This is a genomic window from Lyngbya sp. CCAP 1446/10 (assembly GCF_026130175.1).
GTDB lineage: Bacteria > Cyanobacteriota > Cyanobacteriia > Cyanobacteriales > Microcoleaceae > Microcoleus.
On sequence record NZ_JAIGNI010000070.1, the window covers coordinates 1 to 21,412 of the forward strand.

20 protein-coding genes and 2 pseudogenes are annotated in these 21,412 nt (G+C 40.9%); 7 read left to right on the forward strand and 15 right to left on the reverse strand.

From position 1 onward, the window contains the following. A partial coding sequence (locus K4039_RS23090; protein WP_265238883.1) for a transposase occupies positions 1–109 on the reverse strand: 109 nt, incomplete at its 3' end. Positions 110–345: 236 nt separating this feature from the next. Between K4039_RS23090 and K4039_RS23095 the strand changes: the two genes are divergently transcribed. From K4039_RS23095 to K4039_RS23120, 6 genes and pseudogenes are all read left to right on the forward strand, one after another. Next, positions 346–519: a hypothetical protein gene (locus K4039_RS23095; protein WP_265238858.1), complete on the forward strand. Its 174-nt coding sequence runs from the start codon at positions 346–348 to the stop codon at positions 517–519. Between the two features lie 463 nt (positions 520–982). Next, positions 983–1,225, forward strand: a pseudogene (locus K4039_RS29995) (DnaB-like helicase N-terminal domain-containing protein); the annotation flags it as partial. Between the two features lie 328 nt (positions 1,226–1,553). Continuing rightward, positions 1,554–2,057: pseudogene (locus K4039_RS23105) on the forward strand (DnaB-like helicase C-terminal domain-containing protein); the annotation flags it as partial. 95 nt (positions 2,058–2,152) lie between these two features. Beyond that, complete coding sequence (locus K4039_RS23110; protein WP_265238860.1) at positions 2,153–2,260, forward strand: hypothetical protein; 108 nt, start codon at positions 2,153–2,155, stop codon at positions 2,258–2,260. 632 nt (positions 2,261–2,892) lie between these two features. Beyond that, positions 2,893–3,360, forward strand: coding sequence for a hypothetical protein (locus tag K4039_RS23115; RefSeq protein ID WP_265238861.1), 468 nt, complete (start codon positions 2,893–2,895; stop codon positions 3,358–3,360). Continuing rightward, a complete protein-coding gene (locus K4039_RS23120; protein ID WP_265238862.1) occupies positions 3,350–3,781 on the forward strand; it encodes an HNH endonuclease in 432 nt (143 codons plus the stop codon). The genes K4039_RS23115 and K4039_RS23120 overlap by 11 nt, the downstream gene beginning before the upstream one ends. Positions 3,782–4,014: 233 nt before the next feature. Here K4039_RS23120 and K4039_RS23125 read toward each other — a convergent pair whose 3' ends face one another. From K4039_RS23125 to K4039_RS23185, 13 genes are all read right to left on the reverse strand, one after another. Further along, positions 4,015–5,169, reverse strand: a complete 1,155-nt coding sequence (locus tag K4039_RS23125) for a ParB/RepB/Spo0J family partition protein (RefSeq protein ID WP_265238863.1) — start codon at positions 5,167–5,169, stop codon at positions 4,015–4,017. Positions 5,170–5,286: 117 nt separating this feature from the next. Further along, a complete protein-coding gene (locus K4039_RS23130) occupies positions 5,287–6,117 on the reverse strand; it encodes a ParA family protein (protein ID WP_265238864.1) in 831 nt (276 codons plus the stop codon). Between the two features lie 700 nt (positions 6,118–6,817). Then, positions 6,818–8,932 (reverse strand): ATP-binding protein, encoded by a 2,115-nt coding sequence (locus tag K4039_RS23135; protein ID WP_265238865.1) that lies wholly within the window; start codon positions 8,930–8,932, stop codon positions 6,818–6,820. Between the two features lie 345 nt (positions 8,933–9,277). Continuing rightward, positions 9,278–10,078 (reverse strand): hypothetical protein, encoded by an 801-nt coding sequence (locus K4039_RS23140; RefSeq protein WP_265238866.1) that lies wholly within the window; start codon positions 10,076–10,078, stop codon positions 9,278–9,280. A gap of 75 nt (positions 10,079–10,153) precedes the next feature. Further along, on the reverse strand, positions 10,154–10,810 hold the full coding sequence (locus tag K4039_RS23145) for a class I SAM-dependent methyltransferase (protein ID WP_265238867.1): 657 nt from the start codon (positions 10,808–10,810) through the stop codon (positions 10,154–10,156). 240 nt (positions 10,811–11,050) lie between these two features. Then, a complete protein-coding gene (locus tag K4039_RS23150; protein WP_265238868.1) occupies positions 11,051–11,725 on the reverse strand; it encodes a methyltransferase in 675 nt (224 codons plus the stop codon). Between the two features lie 13 nt (positions 11,726–11,738). Next, positions 11,739–12,452: a cupin domain-containing protein gene (locus K4039_RS23155; protein ID WP_265238869.1), complete on the reverse strand. Its 714-nt coding sequence runs from the start codon at positions 12,450–12,452 to the stop codon at positions 11,739–11,741. Further along, positions 12,453–13,514, reverse strand: coding sequence for an amidinotransferase (locus tag K4039_RS23160; RefSeq protein ID WP_265238870.1), 1,062 nt, complete (start codon positions 13,512–13,514; stop codon positions 12,453–12,455). A gap of 227 nt (positions 13,515–13,741) precedes the next feature. Continuing rightward, positions 13,742–14,722, reverse strand: a complete 981-nt coding sequence (locus tag K4039_RS23165; protein WP_265238871.1) for an ATP-grasp domain-containing protein — start codon at positions 14,720–14,722, stop codon at positions 13,742–13,744. 28 nt (positions 14,723–14,750) lie between these two features. Beyond that, positions 14,751–15,332 carry a GTP cyclohydrolase I gene (locus K4039_RS23170; RefSeq protein ID WP_265238872.1) on the reverse strand — a complete coding sequence of 194 codons (582 nt, stop codon included), beginning with the start codon at positions 15,330–15,332 and terminating at the stop codon, positions 14,751–14,753. Positions 15,333–15,385: 53 nt separating this feature from the next. Continuing rightward, positions 15,386–16,603 carry a KamA family radical SAM protein gene (locus tag K4039_RS23175; RefSeq protein WP_265238873.1) on the reverse strand — a complete coding sequence of 406 codons (1,218 nt, stop codon included), beginning with the start codon at positions 16,601–16,603 and terminating at the stop codon, positions 15,386–15,388. Between the two features lie 23 nt (positions 16,604–16,626). Then, positions 16,627–17,145, reverse strand: a complete 519-nt coding sequence (locus tag K4039_RS23180; protein WP_265238874.1) for a DUF6753 family protein — start codon at positions 17,143–17,145, stop codon at positions 16,627–16,629. A gap of 219 nt (positions 17,146–17,364) precedes the next feature. Next, complete coding sequence (locus tag K4039_RS23185; protein ID WP_265238875.1) at positions 17,365–20,082, reverse strand: hypothetical protein; 2,718 nt, start codon at positions 20,080–20,082, stop codon at positions 17,365–17,367. Positions 20,083–20,238: 156 nt separating this feature from the next. Between K4039_RS23185 and K4039_RS23190 the strand changes: the two genes are divergently transcribed. Then, on the forward strand, positions 20,239–20,463 hold the full coding sequence (locus tag K4039_RS23190) for a hypothetical protein (protein ID WP_265238876.1): 225 nt from the start codon (positions 20,239–20,241) through the stop codon (positions 20,461–20,463). Positions 20,464–20,786: 323 nt separating this feature from the next. Here the strand turns inward: K4039_RS23190 and K4039_RS23195 are convergent, their stop codons facing one another. After that, positions 20,787–21,410 carry a siphovirus Gp157 family protein gene (locus K4039_RS23195; protein WP_265238877.1) on the reverse strand — a complete coding sequence of 208 codons (624 nt, stop codon included), beginning with the start codon at positions 21,408–21,410 and terminating at the stop codon, positions 20,787–20,789. Between the last annotated feature and the right edge of the window lie 2 nt (positions 21,411–21,412).

Sequence of the window (21,412 nt, forward strand, 5' to 3'; positions counted from 1 at the left end):
GAGTCTCAACGCCTTCAATTAAAACCTTGCGACGATATTTGGGACACCACACGATGTGATATTTGCAAGAGTAGACAATGTTTTTGTTTGACTTGTATTTAATGCTCATACTATAGTTATACAGCATTAAGCTGTATATGGTACTAATTCAGCATTAAGCTTTGTTAAATACTGAAGGCGGTTGAAACCGCTGCCGACTTATCCCCATGTCTAAAGCCAGGGGCTTGCATCTCGCTTTTCGGTCAAAAATCGACCCCAACAAACACTGTTTCTTCTCTAACTCTCAGAGGTGCTTCTTCTGCACAGTCAGCAAGAATAACTGAGCCTTATGCTGACCCCGAATATATGCAGTTAGAAACTCACTCCGAGTTACTCCGGCAGTTAGCCGAATTGGGTAAAGAGGCTTTCGCCGCGCTAGGGATTCAGCAGCAAGTTTACGCACAGTGGATGCAGCGATTTCCTAACGACTTCAAATATATCCTCAGCCAATTAACAGCCAAGGGGTTACAAGTAACTTGAAAGCTTAGCGAGAATAGCGGTTTAATCCGATTCTCACAAAAAAGATAGAGAACCGCGACCGCTACTTTTTCTGGTTTTGACTTGAGATAGTTGGAGTAATTTAGGCGATTCATTCCATAGTTGACGTTAATTAAGCTGTCATAATCTTTGCTATATTTTTACTGTATAAATCGGGTTCAAAGCTTTAGTTGTTGAGGTTTGTACATACTTTTTTCGTAATTAGTCAACACTTAATAGGCTTGAATTAACGCGCTATTAAATTAATTATGTATCACGATGTGATGGTAAGTAAGTATAGGCATCTTTGAAAAGTTAGATGGTGTTATACCAAGCGTATTGAACTAACAGCAACTGTTTAGGCGTAAACATGGCAGCTTACCCGTTAGGTAGACAACTTCTACGCCGACAAACAAATTGAAAACAACTTTAAGCGAGGATATCTGATATGGCAGTTAGCGAACTCATGCCGACTAACTTTGAGGCTGAGGAAGCGATTTTAGGTGGAATTCTAATCGACCCAATCGCTATTAACCGAGTTACAAATATTCTGCGTCCCGAAGCTTTTGCAATTACAGCCCACCAACAGATTTATCGAGCCTATGAAGCGCTGCACTCTCTGGGGAAGCCAACAGATTTGATGAGCGTCACCACTTTCCTCGCTGACCGCAACGTGCTAGAATTGGTGGGAGGTCATACTAAACTAGCTATGCTGGTAGACCACACTGTTTCAGCCGTCAATATCGACCAATATGCTTTCCTAGTTATGGACAAATTTGTCCGGCGATCGTTAATAGTAGCTGGAAATGACATAGTGCAGCTTGGCTATGAGACTAGCACAGAATTGGATGCGGTACTCAATAAAGCCGATCAAAAGATTTTTGCCCTCAATAAGTATAAGGAAGAGCGACAGCAGGCCATCAGACCCCTCTCCGAATACTGCCAAAAACTTTGGCTATATCTAGATGAAATTCAGGAACAGCGCTTGAAGACTGAGAATTACTCCCCTGGAATCAGCACGGGTTTTTACGACCTTAATGAATTATTGGGAGGTGGATTTTATCGAGGCGAACTCCGCAGTGCTAGGAGGTCGTCCGGGCAGCGGCAAAACAGCTTTGGCTTGCGCTCTTGGGTATCGTATTGTTTCTCCTCCGGGCAAGGGGCGGGTTTTGATGTTTTCGATGGAAATGCCTGGTCGGGACTTGGCAGCGAGGCTAATGGCACTTGAGAGTGGGGTGCCGGTGAAAGATATCAGGCAAGTTAACCTAGCTGGTAACTATGAACTGCTAGCTTGCGCTTTGGGGAAAGTTAGCGATGCTGATTTTTGGATTGATGAAACTTTGGAACCGTCTCCAAAGGAGATTCGTTCCAGAGTTAGAGAGTTTGTTTGCGAGCGTGGCCCTCTGGATTTGGTAATTGTTGATTACCTGCAATTAATGGTGAATTCGGCGGATGACAATGCTGTCAATAAAATCAGCGAAATTACGCGGCAGATGAAGATTTTAGCTCGCGAGGTTGATGTGCCTGTTGTGCTGCTTTCTCAGCTCAATCGGGGAGTAGAGACTCGCGCGAATAAGCGTCCGACTTTATCGGATTTGGCTTCGGCTCTGGTGGAATTGAACAGGATGCGGATGTGGTGCTTGGAGTTTACAGGGATGACTATTACAATCCGGATTCTCCTGATAGGGGAACCGCTGAGATTATTGGATTGAAAGGGCGCTTCGGGCGGAACGGGAACGGTTAAGTTGTTGTTTGATGCTGAATGCTGTCGGTTCCGAAATATGTATAAACTTGGGCAACAGTAAAGGGCAGGACAATATCGAATTCGATAGCCTCAAAGGATCTTTGGATCGACCCACATACAGCCGGCGCGAGCGCGCTTGACTTGCGTATCAACAACGTAATTTTGTTATTATACCAGTTCTCCAAAAGTATGCTACAATGATTTTAGTGTTTAAGGATAGAATTATATTCTATCAGCCTTGGCTACTGTTGCATGACTTTGGAGAATTGGTATTACTATTGTAAGCCTTTAAATACTTAGCCAACATGGGATGTAGCGACAGCGTTCGCGTTGCTGACGAACCTTTTGTCGTCGCTTTTGGCAGCGTCACCACATCGCGAAAAAGGTCTTGAGTTGTTAAAATTGACCCCTCAGAAATGCGGCAGGCGCAGTAAAAAGTTATAGCAAACAAAAGCCTGTCTCTTGCTGTAATAAAACCCCGGTCAAACAGCCTAGAGATTTCGGCTGGTGTCAAAATCTTAGCGCGCCCATTCCTTTGAATCTTCACGGCGCAGCCCTTCCAACTGAAAGCCTCTTTATTATTGGACAATAGAGTAGCTTTGTCCAGGTTTTTACGAGCGCCCAAACTTGAAATGCCAACCAGAACGGCTGGTGTACTGTGTTCTCCTGCTAAAATAGCATCAAGTCTAGATAGGATAGTATTTGAGATGACATCCTTTCCAAATATTCGCGCCCAAGCGATCGCCCTCATTGACAGACTGCCAACCGAAAGGCTGACAGCCGTTGTGCAACTGCTAGAGTTTTTAGCAGAACCTTCTGAGCAAACGATCGCTTCTCAAGAAGCTTCGTTACTCCAGATTATCCAGTATTGCCTTCCAGTCGAGGAACACAAGCGGTTAAAATCGTTGCGTGACCGCTGCGAGTGGAGTGAACTCACAGAAGCAGAACAGCAAGAACTCATTGGCTATGAAGACTTACTAGAGCAGCAGAGGGTAGAACGACTTGAAGCCTTGATACAACTGGCTAAATTGAGGAATATTGATCTGACCATCCTAAATAATGAATTGAAGGAGGAGCCTCTACCTTGCCATGCCATCTGACTCCGATCGAGTTTCTGCTGCTCTTCGGCAAACGGTTGCTGAACGAGCAAAGAACTATTGTGAATATTGCCAATGCCCAGAAGACTTCTCACCCGATAGTTTTACAGTAGATCACATCAAGCCACGTCAAGCAGATGGGGAAACAACTGCCGAGAATTTAGCCTGGTCATGTTTTGGCTGCAATGGTCGCAAATATTCCAGAACAACCTACACTGATCCGCAAACGGGGCAGATTGTAGCTCTCTTCAATCCTCGTCAACAGGTTTGGTCAGACCACTTTGACTGGAACGAGGGTTTTACTCAGATTATTGGCAAAACTCCCTGCGGTTCCGCAACAATTGAGGCTCTTAAACTCAATCGGCCAGGCGTGGTTAACTTACGTCGGTTGCTTGTTTCAGCAGGACTACACCCACCCAACTAAGCATAAAAACAGGTTAAATCGTTATATAACCCATTTGAGATCTCTTCCAGACTGATTACCAGAACGTTGGTTTGGACCGAATCAGTAGAATCCTAAATTTAGGCTAGACAGGTTCCCCTGTAAGGATTTCACAAAAGATGTCAAAGCGGTTCTACAGACAAAAATCTTTGTTCGTTTCTCGCACACCCCATCGCCTGTTTTCGCTTTTCTCAAAAACGCCGAGATCATTATGGTTAGGGAGATTTTTTTGCGATCGCACTTTGTTTCAATACCGCTTCAATCTCCGCTAGTTTTTGGCGCAAAACATCCTGCAATTCCACCAGTTGATCAACTTCAGCTTGCTCCAACATTTCTGGCGACAGCTTTTTCAAGTTCCCAGTTGCTTGCTTAACCTGCTTGAATTGCCGGACGACCTCTGGGGAATTGAGAGTAGAACTAATAATTTCCTGTACCAATCTACGAGTTTGAACTGCCGACAATTTCTCAGCGATAACTTGGGTAGTCGCATTAACTCTAATCGACTGTGCCTCGGACTCAGACAACCCCAAATTTTTAGCAGAGAGTTTAGAAAGAGCCGTTGCATGAACCCCTTTAAGTCCTAATTTTCTCATAGCCGTCTTCAGGTCATCAGCTAAAGATAGCATCGGGAAAATGTTGGCATCGATAGAAGCGGGATTGAGCTGCAAATCCAACAGTGTCCGCAAAACGGCCAACTCTTGTTCATCCAAACCCAAAGCGGCCCAACCCTGTTGCTGCTCGTCAGGTGCCACCGTCACCAACTCGGAAACCAAGTTCATCCGTTTTTGCGCGCTCAAGCGTCGCACCACTGTCGAGAGAATGCGGGGGATAGTTGCAGCTTCCAAACCCGTATTTTCAGACAACTCCCGCACAATAGCTTCTGCTTTATCGAGGGGATTGAGATCTTCCCGGTGCAGGGAAGTCAGCAGTGCTTTGCGGTGCAAAGCCGCGGGTTCTGGAACGATCACAGCTTGTAAAGTTTCCCAGCCCAGATTTTTAGCGCTGCGCCAGCGCCGCTCTCCGTCGAATATCACGAGTTCTCCCCGTTGAATCAAGATAATGGGTTGCAGTTGTCCGTCACTAGCGAGGGAGCGGGACATGGACTCGATACTTTCCGGCAAAAATGTCTGTCTGGGTTGTTCAGGATTAGGCTGAATTTGGTCTACTGAAATGGAGAGGATACCGCTGGCGGATTCTAGTTGTTCTCGCAGTGCAGTCAATTGAGATTCCAATTCTGTCGAACCAGATTTTCGCAGTTCTTCAATTTCTGCTTTGAGTTCCTGAATCTCGGTTTCAGCTTCAGAGAGGTGCATTGACTGCTTGGCGGATGAAAAATAATTTCCTAGGTCTGGAGCTTTACGAGCGGCCATAGCGATTTTAGATTTTAGATTTTAGATTTGGATTGAAAAAAATGAGTTCATGGCTCTCCCTCAGAAACGAAGGACTCGTTTTCGTGGGGCGAGCAAGTTGTGAGTAGGAATCAAATACTATTTCTTTTTTTTGCCTTTTTTGGCAACAGCCGGAGCAACTTCATTTCCCATTAAGGTAGCCAGGTGCTTAACAATTGTTTTGAAGTCGCCTAAAGCTGGGTGAAGGGGGCGGTAAATATGTAAGGGCAATCCTTGACCGCTGGCATTGACAAATTCTGCACTGTCCCGAATTGGTGGAAAAACGCGGATATTCATTTGCTCTAACTGGGCTGGCAATGACTCTAAAAGTTGTCGGTGGACGGCTCGTTTAGTATCGTATTGGTTGGGTACAAACCCTAAAATCTCTGGTTGGGGCTTGAGGCGTAATTGTTTGCAATGGTGGTAGTACCACTCCAGCAGGTGAGCTGCTCCTTGAATTGATTTTGGTTCGAGCTGTACGGGCACTATTATATGAGTGCAAGCGGTTAGTGCCATCAAGGGCAAGGGGCCGAGGGTAGCGGGGCAGTCGAAGATAATTAGGTCGTGTTCCAAAGGATAGTCGCTCAGGCAATCGCCTAGAAGATAAGCGCCACGTTTGTGCAGAACTAACTCGTCTGCTGTTTGTGTCAGTGTCATTCCGCCTTGACAAACGGTTACATTATTGGTGTGGGAACTCCAGGTAGGAGTAAGAGGCCAAGAGCCGTTGAAGCTTTCTCGCATTATGGCGGACAGTGTGTGTTCTGGCTCTGGCGGATTTAGACCGCAAAAAAGGGTCAGGGAGCCTTGGGGGTCGAGATCCATAATGGCTACTTTCAAACCCCTTAACCCCAGTTCGTAGGCGAGGTGAACTGAAAGTGTGGTTTTGCCAGTGCCGCCAGCATTGCTGATAACTGCTAGTCGAATTTGCATAATTTTGAATGTAGATGATTTAAGCATCATATATCGCTAGCAGACATCAGATATCAATATATGAGAAGGCATCGCCGCTAATCACCGTTCGGCCACACCTTGAAGCAGTAACTTAATATTTAGTCTGCCGAGCAAATTTGATTAAGTTTAGTAGAAGGGAAGACTGTCAAGAAAAATTTAAGTTCGATCACCCGTTCTGTCAAACTTCATATATTGATATATGAGGTACAGACTCTCACAGTAGAGTTAATTTTGAGTACAGTCTGGGAATAGTGCGATCGCCCGCTCTGCCAAACGTCATATATCGATATATGAGGTACAGACTCTTACAGTAGAGTTAATTTTGAGTACAGTCTGGGAATAGTGCGATCGCCCGCTCTGCCAAACGTCATATATCGATATATGAGGTACAGACTCTTACAGTAGAGTTAATTTTGAGTACAGTCTGGGGATTTGGCGATCGCCCGTTCTGTCAAACTTCATATATCGATATCTGAGGTACAGACTCTCACAGCCGAGTTAATTTTGAGCACTGTCTGGGGATTTGGCGATCGTACAATCTACCGAACGTCATATATCGATATCTGAGGTACAGACTCTCAAAATTGAGTTAACGTTGAGCACTGTCTGGGGATTTGGCGATCGCCCGTTCTGTCAAACTTCATATATTGATATATGAGGTAGGACTCTAAAAACCGAGTTAATTTTGAGAACAATCTTGGGATTTGGCGATCGTACAATCAGCCGAAATGCAATTCTGAGTCAAATCGCTGATGATATCTAAACTCATATTGTCAACTAACTTGGTCAAAGCCCCAGCAATTTGTTTCTGGGAGCGGGGAATCTGCTCAATTAACAGCCTTACAACTTGCTCGTCTCCACTCGCCGCGGCTTTATAAAGCTTCTCAATCAACTCCCTCGGCAACACAGATAGCGACTCAGGAGTCAGTTGCTGGGCCGGCTCATCCTCTCTGGACTTCCTCAGTGACTTCTCCTCATAGATATAACGAACACCCAAATGAAGCGCCATCTTCTCAAAAATTACTGCCTCTCGGAACGGTTTAGCAACAAAGTCATCGAAGCCGTTCGACATGGCGAGTTCCTGGGTTTTAACAAAAGCATTAGCGCTCAAAGCAATAATTTTAGTATTAGAACCGTTCGGCCGTGCTCTAATTTTTTGGGCAGCTTGAAAACCGTCTAAAAGCGGCATCCTCAAATCCATCCAAATTAAATGCGGTTTGTACTTTTGCCACAACTTAACAGCTTCAATTCCGTTATCAGCGAACAACACAACAAAGCCAGCCGACTTCAATATCTGAGTTAACAGCAACCGATTGGCGGGCTCATCATCCGCTACCAGAATGCGATACTGTTGTTGGTGGGATGCCAACCTCTTGACTTGTTTTTGGGGCAGTTTGCCATAAACTTCGGTCTTAGTTGCACGACTGACTTTAATGTAAAAACTAAAAACCGTTCCTTTCCCCAATTGGCTTTTGACCTGAATATCGCCGCCCATCAACTTGACGAAGGAACGGCTGATTGGCAATCCCAAACCCGTTCCCGTTTGTGATTTCCTGCCAGTTTCAGTTTGTACGAACGGCTTGAACAAACTACTAACCTCGTTAGGCGCAATGCCTCGGCCTGTATCTTTCACCGAGAACTGAAGAAAGAATTTGGGTAGCGGTTTTTTAGTCATAGACTGAAGGAGTTTTACAGTCAGCTTCACCCTACCAACTTCCGCAAACTTTACAGCATTATCCAACAGATTAATTAAAACTTGGCGCAGCTTACTTTCATCAGTTCGCACGTATTGCGGTACATCAGAACTGCGTTCAAAAACAAGTTGCAAAGCTTTAGATTGAGCTTTGAGTTGGAACATCCGTTCTAAGTCATCGAGCAAGCTATACAAGTCAAAAGCATTTGATTCGAGGGTAATTTGACCCGCTTCAATCTTAGACAGCGACAAAATATCGTTGATCAGTTTCAACAAATGCTCACCGCTGCGATTGATAATATCTAAACTCGACTGCTGTTCTGGTGCAGTTTTTTTAGAGTTCACAAGGAGATGGGCAAAGCCGATAATCGCATTCAGAGGTGTTCTCAATTCGTGGCTCATATTGGCCAAAAATGTACTTTTAGCACGATTAGCACGAACGGCGACAATTTGAGCTTGTTTGAGTTCCTTTGTTTTCTGTGCGACTTGGCGCTGTAAATCGCCCGAATAGTCTTCTAAGCGCTTGCGAGATGCTTTTAACTGACGATTCATGCCCTCGAAAGCTCTAGCTAGGGCTTCGATTTCGGCAACGCCACTACCTGAAATTGTTGAGTCGAAATCGCCGCCAGCTATCGCCTCTGTTGCCGAGATTAACCGTCGCAGTCGCAGTTCTATTCTGAAAGAAATGAACAGCAAAAAGGCAATTGATAAAATCAGTGCCAGCAGCACGAGCCCCATATTGTTGCGGGTGTTGGCATCAACTTTGTCCATGAAATCGGTTTCTGGGACAACAGCCACAATTAGCCAGTTTAAGCCTTGGGAGTTGTCAAAAGGTCTGACTTGCAATAAGTACCTGGAGCCATTATTGATAAAGTTAAGATTTTCGCTGCTGTTAATAGCAGTGAGATTGCCAAAATGTTTAACCAAATACTCTGTTGAAAGCTGGATTACTTGTTGTTGTTGACGCGAGGTAGTTTCTCGCGAATGGCTGTCAACATAACCAGAACGGTCTGTTTGTGTTACTGGTGAAAAAGCAACTAATTGTCCCGAACTGTCTAAAATCAAGGTCTGACAGTTAGGGCTAATGCGGAAATCTTCCAATTTGAATGTTGAGGTTGGAAAAGAAGAATTGGTTTTTTGTTGAGGAAGTATTGTTTTTGGAGAATACTGATAGAGGTAGACCTTTTCGATTTATCCTGAATCACTGAAGGGCAACGGCTACCAATGTTTATTTGATGCTGTATCCTAAACCCGCTCTTGCCAAAGCTATTTTAGGTAAGCCAGAATTATACAAAAAGGTGTGACAGGCTCTCGATCTCATGGATGATGAGACGCTGATGGGTGAAGGGCGCGTGTATGGGGGTGGATTGCATAAGCTGGAGCCGAGGAAATTGGGTAATGCGATCGCGCAGAAGATTTTTGAGATTTTACCTGAATCTCCCACTTTCATCGATTAATTAAATTTAGTAGTGGAAATAATTGATATTTTAATGAGTCAGAAATACCCGATACTTCATATTTTCTAGGTCTAAAGCCAAGTAAACGCAAAGCTCTATTTACTAAATGCACCTTCCGATGATGCTCTGACATCTTTGTACGAAATGTTAAGCTATATGATATTGAAATATCATTTCCATTGAATACCATATGAGGAAAAGTAAAAGGGATATATACCCCTTCATTAGAACGTAATGTCATGGGAATTAATCGAGATAAGTAATCCGAACGAAAATCAAGAGAATATCCACATTCGTCAGCATAATAATCTTCTATTTCTGATGAAGAAATTATCGGATCAATCGAAGCATCATTAACTAATACTTGTTTTTCTCCTATGATTTGGAACAAAAAGTTATGCTCTGGATCTATATGAAATGGTGTTACAAAATTTGGAGATGAAACAAAAATAAAGGAAGCAGGATTAAAATATTGATTAGATAGTTGAATATTTGATCCCATCAATTTATTAAGCAGTTGATTCATCAAAGATTTATATCTTGGAATATGCTCCAGATGTCGCAGAATAATCCATGATTTCGTACTACTTAATAGTCCTACTATATCTGGATAAGACAACTCTTTGACCTGAAAAGGTAAAGTAGAATATTCAACCAAGTGACGCGGTAATTCTGCTGCTGCTTTTACAACCTCACTTAATGTTAGCAGACTTGTATCCTCAATAGAGTAGCTAAATTTAAAAGGTTGGGTAGGAAATAAATTATATATATCAAAAAACTGAGCTTTCATGTTTAACTTATCGATCATGACTAAACAATACTAATACTATCGAAAAAATAAGTTTCACCTAAATAATGGATGAAGTTAAGGTTTAATAATGATTGGTGCCATTATTTGATTGCTACGCCAATATAAACAGTCATTCGGAGGATTTACAGAAACAAGTTCACCAGAAAACTTGCTAAATCCAGCTTTATGAAGATATTGAGTATATTCATCTGTAAAGTCTAACTCTCCAGAGTAGTGCGTGAAAACACCTCCACTTTTCAAAAGTCTATGAGCTTCTGAGAAAAAGGAAAATCTTGCAGTATGAAGTTCTTCAAGTGTAATAGGGTATGTATCAAATAAAATTCCATCAAAAAACTTATCGTCAAATTTACTTGAAATATCTTCCCAAAAACCTGAATGCAGAATAGTGCGACACTTCGCAGACTTTGCAAAACACTTCATCCGTTCAAAAACCTGATCGTTAGCCTCAATAATATGATGTTCTTCTAATGGACTTTGTTGAATATATGATGCTGAAATTCCCAATCCAAAACCAACCTCTAGGACTTTTCCCCCATTCATAGTCGCAATTTCTGCAAGCCTTTTCATATAAGGCTCCTCCCATCTTTCCATAACGGGATGACCAGCTATTTCCAACTTAAAATCATCTATAAAAATATTCTCTTTTTTCCAGTGTTTTCGTTCCTTTATAAAGTCTAACTTTGTCAAAGGATGAGATTCTTTATCAAACATTGTTTTTTGTCCTTGTAACTGCAAATAAAATACAGCACTCCCTTAATATAGCACAGACAACGCACTCTTTAATTTTTTTTTTGCCGAATAAGCGTTTTAGGTAGGTCGGCGGTATTAACGCGAACCATGTAAACCGGGCGTTTAGATCCTTTACAATAGTTTACATAGTTTAATTTTATTGCGCCAACCTACTTGGGGTGTATGTTGTTATCATGCAAAGTAATGTATTTAGTCATTGTTTCATATTAGCTCGTACAATTCCAAGCTAAATTTTTCTTCATAATCATTCCCTTCTAGAAAGCTTTGAGCTACCAGTTTTAAAGCAATACCTCTTTCGTTGCATATATTGTACAAGTAACTGAAATCACCGCTTGTTGAAGAAAACCCCAAAAAGGCACGTCCGTTACTTTTTAAATAGCTCTTAACCTCCGCAATAAACTTTTTAATACTTGAATATTCAAAATTAAAAACACTTTTTTCTAGTGAAGTATTGGGAAGAGTTTTACTAAAAATAAAAGGGGTATTCCAAAAAATAACATCAAAAATATCAGACTTACTCAATGAGTCAAAAACATCAGAGTAAAGGACACAAACCTTTTGTTCTACTGAATGTAAAATGGCGTTGATTTTTGTATTAGTAAGGGCATCTAAATTAATGTCAGTAGCAGTCACACTCGATCCATCTAATGCCTTACAAATTGATACAAATCCAGTTCCACAACCTATTTCAAGAAATCGATCATTAGGCTTAGACGGAATGTGTTTAGCAAAAAAGTAGGTATCTTCAAACACGACTGGAGAAAATACAGTATTGATTCCAATAAACCATTTACCTTCATATTGAAATTTATACACTCTATCTAGAGCCATATTCGCATCTAAATATTTTTGAACTACAAAGTAATGTTTATTCATTCAACTTCTCCTATTACAACTGCGCTAAAAATTTCTGCCAGTAATATTCCTGACGAATACCAACATTAAAAGATAGATTATATTCCTCTGTTAACGTGGTGACTTTATGAAGTGCAAAAGCCGGAATAGCTAAGAAGTCTCCGGGCTGCATTATTATTATAGTTGGGTCAATAAAATCAAGAGGCTGATTAGTATTGTTGACCCAAGTCTCTGATGAAGATAAGCGTTTAATCAATTGAGCATAAATGAGTTTTTTCAATCTATATAGATCAGGTGCATCTAAAATCCAATGCTTTGTTCCATATAACTGAACGGTATAAACATCATCATTATCAATATGTGTCCCAAGAGATACATCTTTACCCGAAGAAACAAATAAATCTAAACACCAACCACAACTATTTTCACTATATAACTCAGATAATAAATGATATTGAAACTCTTTTGCCCAAATAGGCAAAGGAATATCCACATTTTTCATAAAAATTTCCTTAGATGGTAATTTTTCATTTTCATGCTCTTGAAAAAATACACCTATATCTGTATTGTTTTCATATTTAAAAATTTTTTCTAATGGTGCAGTTGATAAGAAATCTTGAATCTGAAAATTAGATACTAATTCTTTAAACATTCCAGAGACATAGTGATACTTATTAAGGTGCTTAGTAGTATTTTCACTACTTTCTATATCTAAGCCTTCCTCAATTAAAGAGTAATATTTATTCACTTAATTTTCCCTAGTTGATAAATTAGACTTTCTAGAAATATCTAATGTTGCACAATGAAATGAACCTCCAAAAATGTAATAATTCTCAAAAGGACACGGAATCGGATCAAACCCTTTATCTTTCAAGACTTTAATCAATGACTTTTGTTTTTCTTCAACTATAACCCTTTTGTCATCAAGACTAAGAACATTAATGCTCATCCAATCACTAACTACTCGATATTCTCCGATCTCAGTGATGAAATAATCGGGTTTAGGGGCTTCAATAATTTCCCAATTATCAACAAAATCTGGAAGAGATTTTGAATCTACAAATTCGGGGTTTACCAGCAACTTTCCATTTGCAAGGGGAGCAATTGTTGTATCTATATGTAAAGCTTCTGGGCATTTTGACTTGATGATATGAATTTTATATTCATCACCTAAAAAATTTCTAAGCCATTTAACACCAAAGTGATTTGTTACATGACTAATTTGCCCAATAATATTTTTTCCACAACGTACAAAATCGGCACCATCGAATGTAGGTTCAAACTCCGTAATAGAGTAGGGAAAGTTATCAGAGGAGTTAATTGAATATAGTTCATCACTAAGGATTGGCTTAGGCGCAGATACCCAATTCCATCCTGCACTAAAAAGCTCTTTTAATATCTTTCTATAGGGCAATACTTCAAAATATCTCCCGCGATCAGCCATTGGGCATTCAATAATACAGTTATTTATCACTAAAAAAATATCTCTTGGATTCGCGCAAGATACGCCAGACTCAACTTTCCAGATGGGTGTTGAAAATGCACTCTGAAAGTCAAATATCTCCGGTTGTCTAACTTTGACACCTTCTGACTTGAGTAAATCCATGAAGTTTTCAAGATCAATACTTGCTTTTTCCACAATATAATCAGGAATAGGTGTTCCCCTACCTGAAAATTGAGATTCATATTCTGCGAGAGCTTTCTGCGGGATCGTATTTCTTAGAATTATGTCCCAACTTGGAAACATAGCTCCTTCTACTCGCCCAACTATTACCTCCTCAAGCAGATCCCATTCTGTTTCACTACTCATATGATACTGATTCTCTCCTGTGGTTGACTGACTATTTATAGTATATACTTAATCAATACTTCGGACAGTTTTTTAACGGCCCTGTAAGCCTTACGGACTAAGCCCTGCCCTTTTTTACGCATTTTCTGAAACTTAGGGCTGAACTTAAACATTGAAAAAATAGTCCAACATATAGCCAGCAATGGTTTCGGAGACTCGACTATATCTAAAACTGTCCGAAGTATTGCTTAATGACTGCTTCGATGAATGGCATGGTTGCAAATTTTTTTGAGTAATGTCTCATAAGAATAACCAGCCCCATAAGCTGATCGACAAAAATCCCCAATATCTGGATGCAGATGTGGCAAAGGATTTACTTCAATAAAGTATAGTGTATCACTTGTTGTATCAAAACGAAAATCAATTCGAGCCGCATCCCTGCATCCCAAAACTTGATATATTTTTTTTGAGACAGCTATCATCTCTTTATTAATTAAGTCATTAGTGCTAAGAGAATAGCTTGCTTGTGTGCTAGCATTTTCTTTTTGTTCATATCCATAAACTTTGCTACAAGGCAAATGAACAACAATTGGGGCTAATACTTCAATTGTTGTTCCCTCACCTAATATACCAACTGTCAACTCTATTCCATCAATATATCTTTGAACTAGAATAGGTTGTTTATAAGCAGATATAGTATAATCAACACGATTGACCAACTCAGTGTAGCTATATGAAACTGATTGGTCAGAAATTCCCATGCCACTACCTTCAAAGGCTGGCTTAACAATATAGGGATATTGATTTAAACAAGCCAGTGCTTCTGCATTTTCGATACTTTGTATGTATAGCCAATCGGGTACGCTTACTTTTGATTGCTGTACCACCAGATTGCAAAGGTTTTTGTCTAAGGTTTTTACCATCACATCGGGACTAGAAAATACATAAGGTATTCCCAATATTTGACACAAAGATGGAATTAATGCTTCTCTATATGCTCCTCCAACCATTTCGCATATGCTAAATACAAGCGAATCCGAAACAGCAAGCTTTGTAACTATTTCATGGTCGCAGCAAATATCAATGACATTAAATCCAACTTCTTGTAAAGTCTTTTTAATCTGGTAAATTGTATCTGGAATATCCCAGTCTGCATCAACATCAAAGGGTGCGCCATCTTTTTTTCCTGGGTGTTCGCTTCGTAGATTGTATATTAGTCGTAGTTCCATGCTATTTCCTTCCATTTGTTTCAATGTTCTATTGCTTAAGAATTAAATCAATCTCTGTTTTTTTAGAAGGTTCTAAAAAAGATCCACTCCAGTAGCAAACAACATTAAAAGAAGTATGTTTTTTGGGGCCGCGATAGCAAAGACACATATGTTGAGCTTTCACTCTAGCAAAAGCCCCCTTTGCTAGACCAAATTCCATTAGATCGCTGCATAGTTGCTCTGCAATTCGTTCCTGAATATTAAATCTCTTTGTTCTGTAGTCAACTAATCTAGCCAACTTGCCAATTCCAATAATATATTTGCCCGGTTCATAAGCAATATCAACTGTTCCAAAAAAAGGTAAGAAATGGTGTTCGCAAAATGACAGAAATGGGATTTCCAAAGCACTCACCAAACCATGATAGCATTCATCTTCTAAATTTTCAGTCACAGTTATTAATTCTTTAGCACTTTTTATCTCATAGCCTTGAAGTAACTCTTTATATCCATTGGTTATTCTACCTGGTTTATTTTTAATGGAATTTTCAAAGCTAATTAAATCTTCCTCTGGAAGGATACCTGACAACCATTGGAATAAATTAGATTCGGGATGGTTTTTGTCAACAGTCATTTAAGACTCCTATCTACTGAATTTGTTATTTTTTAGTATAAGCATATAAGCCATCAGTTTAGGCTATATAAATTTGAAATAGTTTTCTTCTCAGTCCACTCTTTTTGTATATTAGGCTCTAGATATCGCAATGGATCGCAATAGTAATAAATTTTACCCCCAGATATTAGAGGTGATTTGAATCCATAGATACCATATTTTTGATCATAGAATTCATATTCATATACGCTTCTTTTTCCTCCACCACCTGGCAAATCAACAATAAATCTAGGAAGTTGGAAACCCGGAAAAACTCCTGTTAAGTTTTTCGATATATTGATACAAGTTGCTAAATTTGTGCGAAAATGCTCTGCATTAGCCACCATGTCCATTTGATAGACGTAGTATGGTTGAATACCTGAAGCTACAAGCTTTTTGATGAGCTTTTTTTGTAAGTCTATGGTTGAATTAATACCATCTAATAAAACAGTTTGATTTCGGATTATTACCCCTGATTTCCAAAGTGAGAGCGCAGCTTGTTGAGATTCTTCTGAAATTTCAATTGGATGATTGAAATGACATTGAATTGATAACTCAATGTTGCGCTGTTTAAATTTATCAGAATATTGCGTAATTATGTCAAAAAATGAGGTGTTAGGTAAAAATATTTTTGGATCGAATAAAAGTGTTCTTGTAGCAAGTCTTACTGTTTTTAGGGATTTAATAGTAGCTAAGTTAGCGAGAAGTCTATCGATTATGCCTGTTTCAACAGAGGCAATATCACCACCGGATATAACAACATCATTGATATCACTGTTTGATTTTAAGTAATTAATTAGAGCATTGATTTTGTCGGCTAGTGATTTATTTAGATTGATTTTGGATAGCGTTTCTGTGCTAGGTCCAACCAGATAACTACGAGTACAAAATGAGCAATACATAGGACAAAAACTTGTAAGCAAAAATAATATTTTTTTAGGATATCTATGAATTATTCCTGGTGAAACTTGCGAAGATATTTCTGAAAGTGAATCAACTTCTAACGAAGGATGTGGCAATGAATATTCAGATAGCAATGGAAGAAACTGTTTCCTAATAGGATCTATAAGGATATTTTTCCAATCAATTAGTTGAAGTACATGAGAGGTTAACCTAAGTGCCATTGTATTCTTTTTAATTCCTTCAACAATTTCATACTGCAACTCAGAATTCACCTGCATTAAATTCATATAATCTAATAATTCTTTAGTGTTAAATATCACTCCATTTATCATGAGTTTTAGTAGTCCCATCCTAAAGTTTTTAATTACAAATCTTAGTCTTTATTCCTAGTGCTGGGTAAAGTCACACAATTGTTCAATCCTCTAAACTTACGCTTTTCTACAGGTTCCACCCAAATCGTACAAAATCCCGAAGTAGCTTGCCTTCCCGCCACCTCCAGTGTCACCCCCAGACGCTTGACATCTTTTTTACATTCTAAATTAGTCAGACCATCCGAATTCCACTTCATCAAATTCCGATCGCACTTCCCCTCAGCCCTAGTCGCCCACAGCAAAGCCTCCGCCTGCTCCTGAGTCAAATGAACCGCTTCCCCCGGCGCAAACTTTCCTTGCAACCAAAGTAAACCCATCCATCCCATCAAAGCACCAACACCCAACGTTGTCAACAGTATACCCGCCGCAATTACCAAAGAACGCACAGATATCGTGACAATTCTTAATTCTATTAGACGCACCAGAAAATTGACAGCCTCAGCAATCTGCCCGTCTTGCTTCTCAACCGCCACTCGTTCGTAAGTCGCCAGAGTCTTGTTAATCCGCCCCACCCACCGCACGCTAACTCAAAATCCTCCGGTTTCGGACTCTCTTGAATCAGCGCTTCCAACCGGCCAGTAGCAAAAAAAATCATAAAAATTGGGTCAGTTGGCTCAATTTTCCCCTTAAAAGCCAATACAAAAGCCAATACGCTTGGGTTAAAACCGTTAAGAGAGTCAAAAATGATGCGAAAAGATACGGAGATTGCTCTCACGCGCGATCGCAAGGACAAAAAAACGTTAACCCAAGCGTATTGAAGTATAATCAGCAGGAGCTACAATGCGGGAACTAACATCTTTGGTGCGGCCAAGACCATCACGGTAGGTTAAGTCCAAACTGTCGATGTCGTTGGCATTGCCACCAAATTTATTTTCAAGAATTCCCACCAGTTTGTCGCTCGGTTCAATTAAGGCAAAATTGACCATTGGTAGGCTCGGATGCAAAGTTGCTTCATACTTAATGCCTTTGCTGTCTAACAATTCTTTCCAATGTTCAGCTAACTCTTTGCCAACAGACTGTCGCTTCTTGCTCCTGACCGTCTTACCGCTACCCTCCCGTTCAAATTCCTCGAAAGGGACGCTCAGGATGTAAGTGTCTTTTGGCATTGCTTCGTGCAGTCGCTCGTACTCAGGTTCAAGGTAAAATTCAATCAACAGTTGGCGAGAAAGTTCCTTACAAGCCTTGCTAGGAACTTCTAAGTTAGGATTTGCGGTTTCGATATGCCACATAGCACTAGCAGCCAAAAACCGTTCTTCAGGGTCAGTCCAAGCTTCGGTTACATCGGCTCTTAAGCTCTCGTATAGTTTGCCGACAGCTTCTTTAATTGCTTTAGAATCGGTGCCACACTCCAAGTGGATTTCGCCCATCCTTTCTCGATAGCGTTCCTTAATATCTTGCGCCCACCTGACATAATATTTCTCCCATTTTTCTCGTTCATCCAAGTCGGAAGGAGACTCAAAAAGATAGCGAAATTCGTCGCGGTGGCGGCTTTTTAGACGAGTCGGTTCCCATTCTGGGTTAACAGCTTCCCTAGCAATACAATTGATAGCGGTGCCGTCTCCTATAGGTAATGGTACGGTTTTGTAAAGCCTGGGGTCGTCTTTGTAGTCAAATAGGTAGCTTGGGTGCTGTTCTGACCACTGCTTAGCCTTGGACAGCAAAGAGGGGTGGTAGTCTTCGGTGCGAGTAGCACTTTTGGGACTGTCCACTTCAATTTGCAGGGCATCAAAGAGCTTTCCAAGAAGCTGACGCTTCTGTTGATTGAATAAACTTTCTGGCTGTCCCGGTTCTGCTGCTGACGATTGCACTCTCCCGATTAAGGTAGCAACCCAGCCGATTTTGTTTTGGGCGATCGCTACGGCAATTTGTCGCAATTTGGTATACTTGCGATCGCCATGACTATCAGTAGCTTTATTGTAGTCAACTTTCTTTCGCTTCTCAACTGCATCGTACTCATTATCTTGATTAGCGTGCCTGGTTTCAGAAGCAATATTCGGCATTTTGGAAGCAGGAGTAATCACTAATTGGTCGCCATCAAAATCGCATTGATGATGCTGCATGGCTTGGTCGGAGCGAATAAAAACACACCCTTTGTACTGCATTAATTCAGGATGGCTTTTATTGTCTACTGTATAGCGGCGGATGTTATCTTTACTGACAATGGGGTATCGGGTAACGATAACTTCTGTGCCGTGTCGCAAGTGGGGGGCAACAATTGTACCAGGGTTGAGGTTTTCACAAGGTTGAGCCATTGCTGAACCATGATGAATTGCGCCTTTAATTGCTAAGTCTTTCCACTTTTGGGCCAGTTGTTCTTGCATAAAATCGACGACTTTGGGAAAGTCGAGGAGTTGACCGAGTTTGTCGTTCCTTAAAATTGATATGAGCCGGGATTGGTTGCGTTGAGTTTTCTCATCTGCTTCATCCTCTAATCCGCTGTCGGATTCGTTAATGTTAGCTTGAAAAACAGCTTTTTTGTCGTGCTGTTCCACTAAGTATTTAGCAAGTTGCAGCCGATTGTTTTGTAAATCAGCTAGCTTTTTGGCTTCAACTTTAGTCGGTGTGGCGATGTCAGTCTCAATAGCTGATTCAGAATACCAAATCGAAAATTGCCAGGAATTTTCGTATTCAGTTACTTTGGCGTTGCCTCGATTTCCTAGTACAGCTTTGGGAAATTCGTAATTACCGCAAGGAATCAATTCAGCTAATTGCAAAGCGGCAACTCCTTTGATGGAGGAGCGATCCATAATGATATCGTAACCCTTAGAGTCAGTTAATTCTGAATCGGGTAGCAATGTTCCTTTGGCAAGAAAGCTAATTTCTGGAGTATGGCACTCTTCTTGCTCCCATTCTTGCATCCAGGCAAATCTAAATTGGAAAGGTCGGTTGTAATTCCCTCCCATCTGTTTGGCTAGTGCCGGTGAAATTTTACCGTGACAGTCTCCGGTTTGCCACTTATCGGCTTGAGCTTTTTCACGAGAGTCGTGGCTTTGAGAATCAACAATTTTAACTCGCAGGGTTTCGCCGTCTTGGGAGCTATCTAACAATTTAGCTCCTTGATTGCAACTGCTAACTAACAGTGAGCCGTAGCGACAAGCGTGGTCTGGTTGAGTTTTGAATATGCTTAACAGTTTGCTGGAGAGTTCAATGTCTGCAAAGTACACATTTTTACCTGAACTGAAAGCAACTCTTCTGGCAATGCCATCTCCGAAGTCGATATTTTTGAGAGGGTCGAGGCTGCTATCATCAGAGTCTGGTTTGACGATGGTTAGGGATGCTAACTCTTCGGGTTCAAAAAGTAGCTCAAGCACGGAATTACGCAGCACTTCTGATTCAGCTTGATACCGCCCTTTGGCTCGACCGTCAGTCAACGACATATCAAAGACAGGGATTTTTAGTCCTTCCTCAGCTACCCATTCTGTGGAGCGATATTCTGGGGTAAGTTTTCTTCTACTCATTGATAACTCCTGAATGCGAGTTTTAAAAGTTTGACAAGATTGTTTGGTCAAGGCTTCCTGCTACTGAGTGATAGTCACCCCCTCCAATTGGAGGGGTTTGGGATGGAAAAGTATCGTGTTAAAATTAGAATGACCATCCCAAGGTGTAGCAAACAAATGAAAGTTATTCGCACAACTACGGCTATGAAAAACCAGCGAAATTCTGGGTTGGATAGTGACAGCGATTCACTCGTCCGCGAAGTTTGTGAAGAAGGTGAAACCAGTCAGCATTTGGCAGGTTTAAGCCTCGATGCTGAGCTGGTTATTAAAGGTATAGTGTCAAAGTTATTCAACGTCACCGAAGAAGAAGTCGAAAACCCTCAATACTGGATTGATTTGTAATATATAGCTTTTCTCAAAAAGGTGAGGTATGAATTGTTACCTGGAAAGCTTGATAATACAGGGTTTCTGCATACCTCATCGCTCTGAGAACGGCTATAAGCTATAGATAAGCTGTTGCACATTTAAATTGAATATTCGGGACGCTGCTCAAAGCCATCCCACTCATGGTTTGATTGATGTTTGACATACAATTTAAATACCGCAACAGCTTATTGACCGCAATTAAATTGGCGCTCTTACAAAACAAGTGTTTCACATTCTCATTCGGAGATGTCTAATAAGTCAGGTGTCAGAGCAGGCATTTCTGACACCTCACAAGATGGCTAACGCCGTTTTTTGGACTGCGTTTTATCCTCAGAAAAGCTCTCAAGCGTCTGGTTGGCTTGAAGAGAGTGCAAATTGTTACCGGGAAGTAAGCTGTAGACTACTTTGCGCTTGCAGAAAACTTTAGTGCCATCTACAGGCATTCCTTGTTTCCAAGCGTTTGCAATCGCCTTTTTGTCGGCCGAAGTTATGGTTTTGGTTTCGACTCGGCGATAGGGTTCTGGCAGTTGAGATGGGTCAATCAAAACTTCACAAGTGGGCGGATTTTCCTTGACAGTAATGCGGCGGTGTTTGCCGATAGTTTCTGAAGTTAAGATGCCACATTCGTTGAAGTAGAGAACAGTTTGATCTAACCGCTCTTTCCAGCCTTGGAGTTTGTTGATAGCTTTTGAATGGAGTTCAATCAAATACTGCATCCGGGCTGTAATGCTTGCAATTTCAGCATCAATTTGATCGGCTAAGTCGGCATGGGCATCAACAGCGAGTTCTTGGGTTTCTTGGGTTTGCCAAAGGGATTGCAGCAATTGGTCAATTTCTTCTGAGCTTTCTGCTGACTCTAGTTGATGCCAAAGTTGAGCAGCATTTATTGAACTTTGAGCAAGGGACGCTGTTGCTAAATTCATAT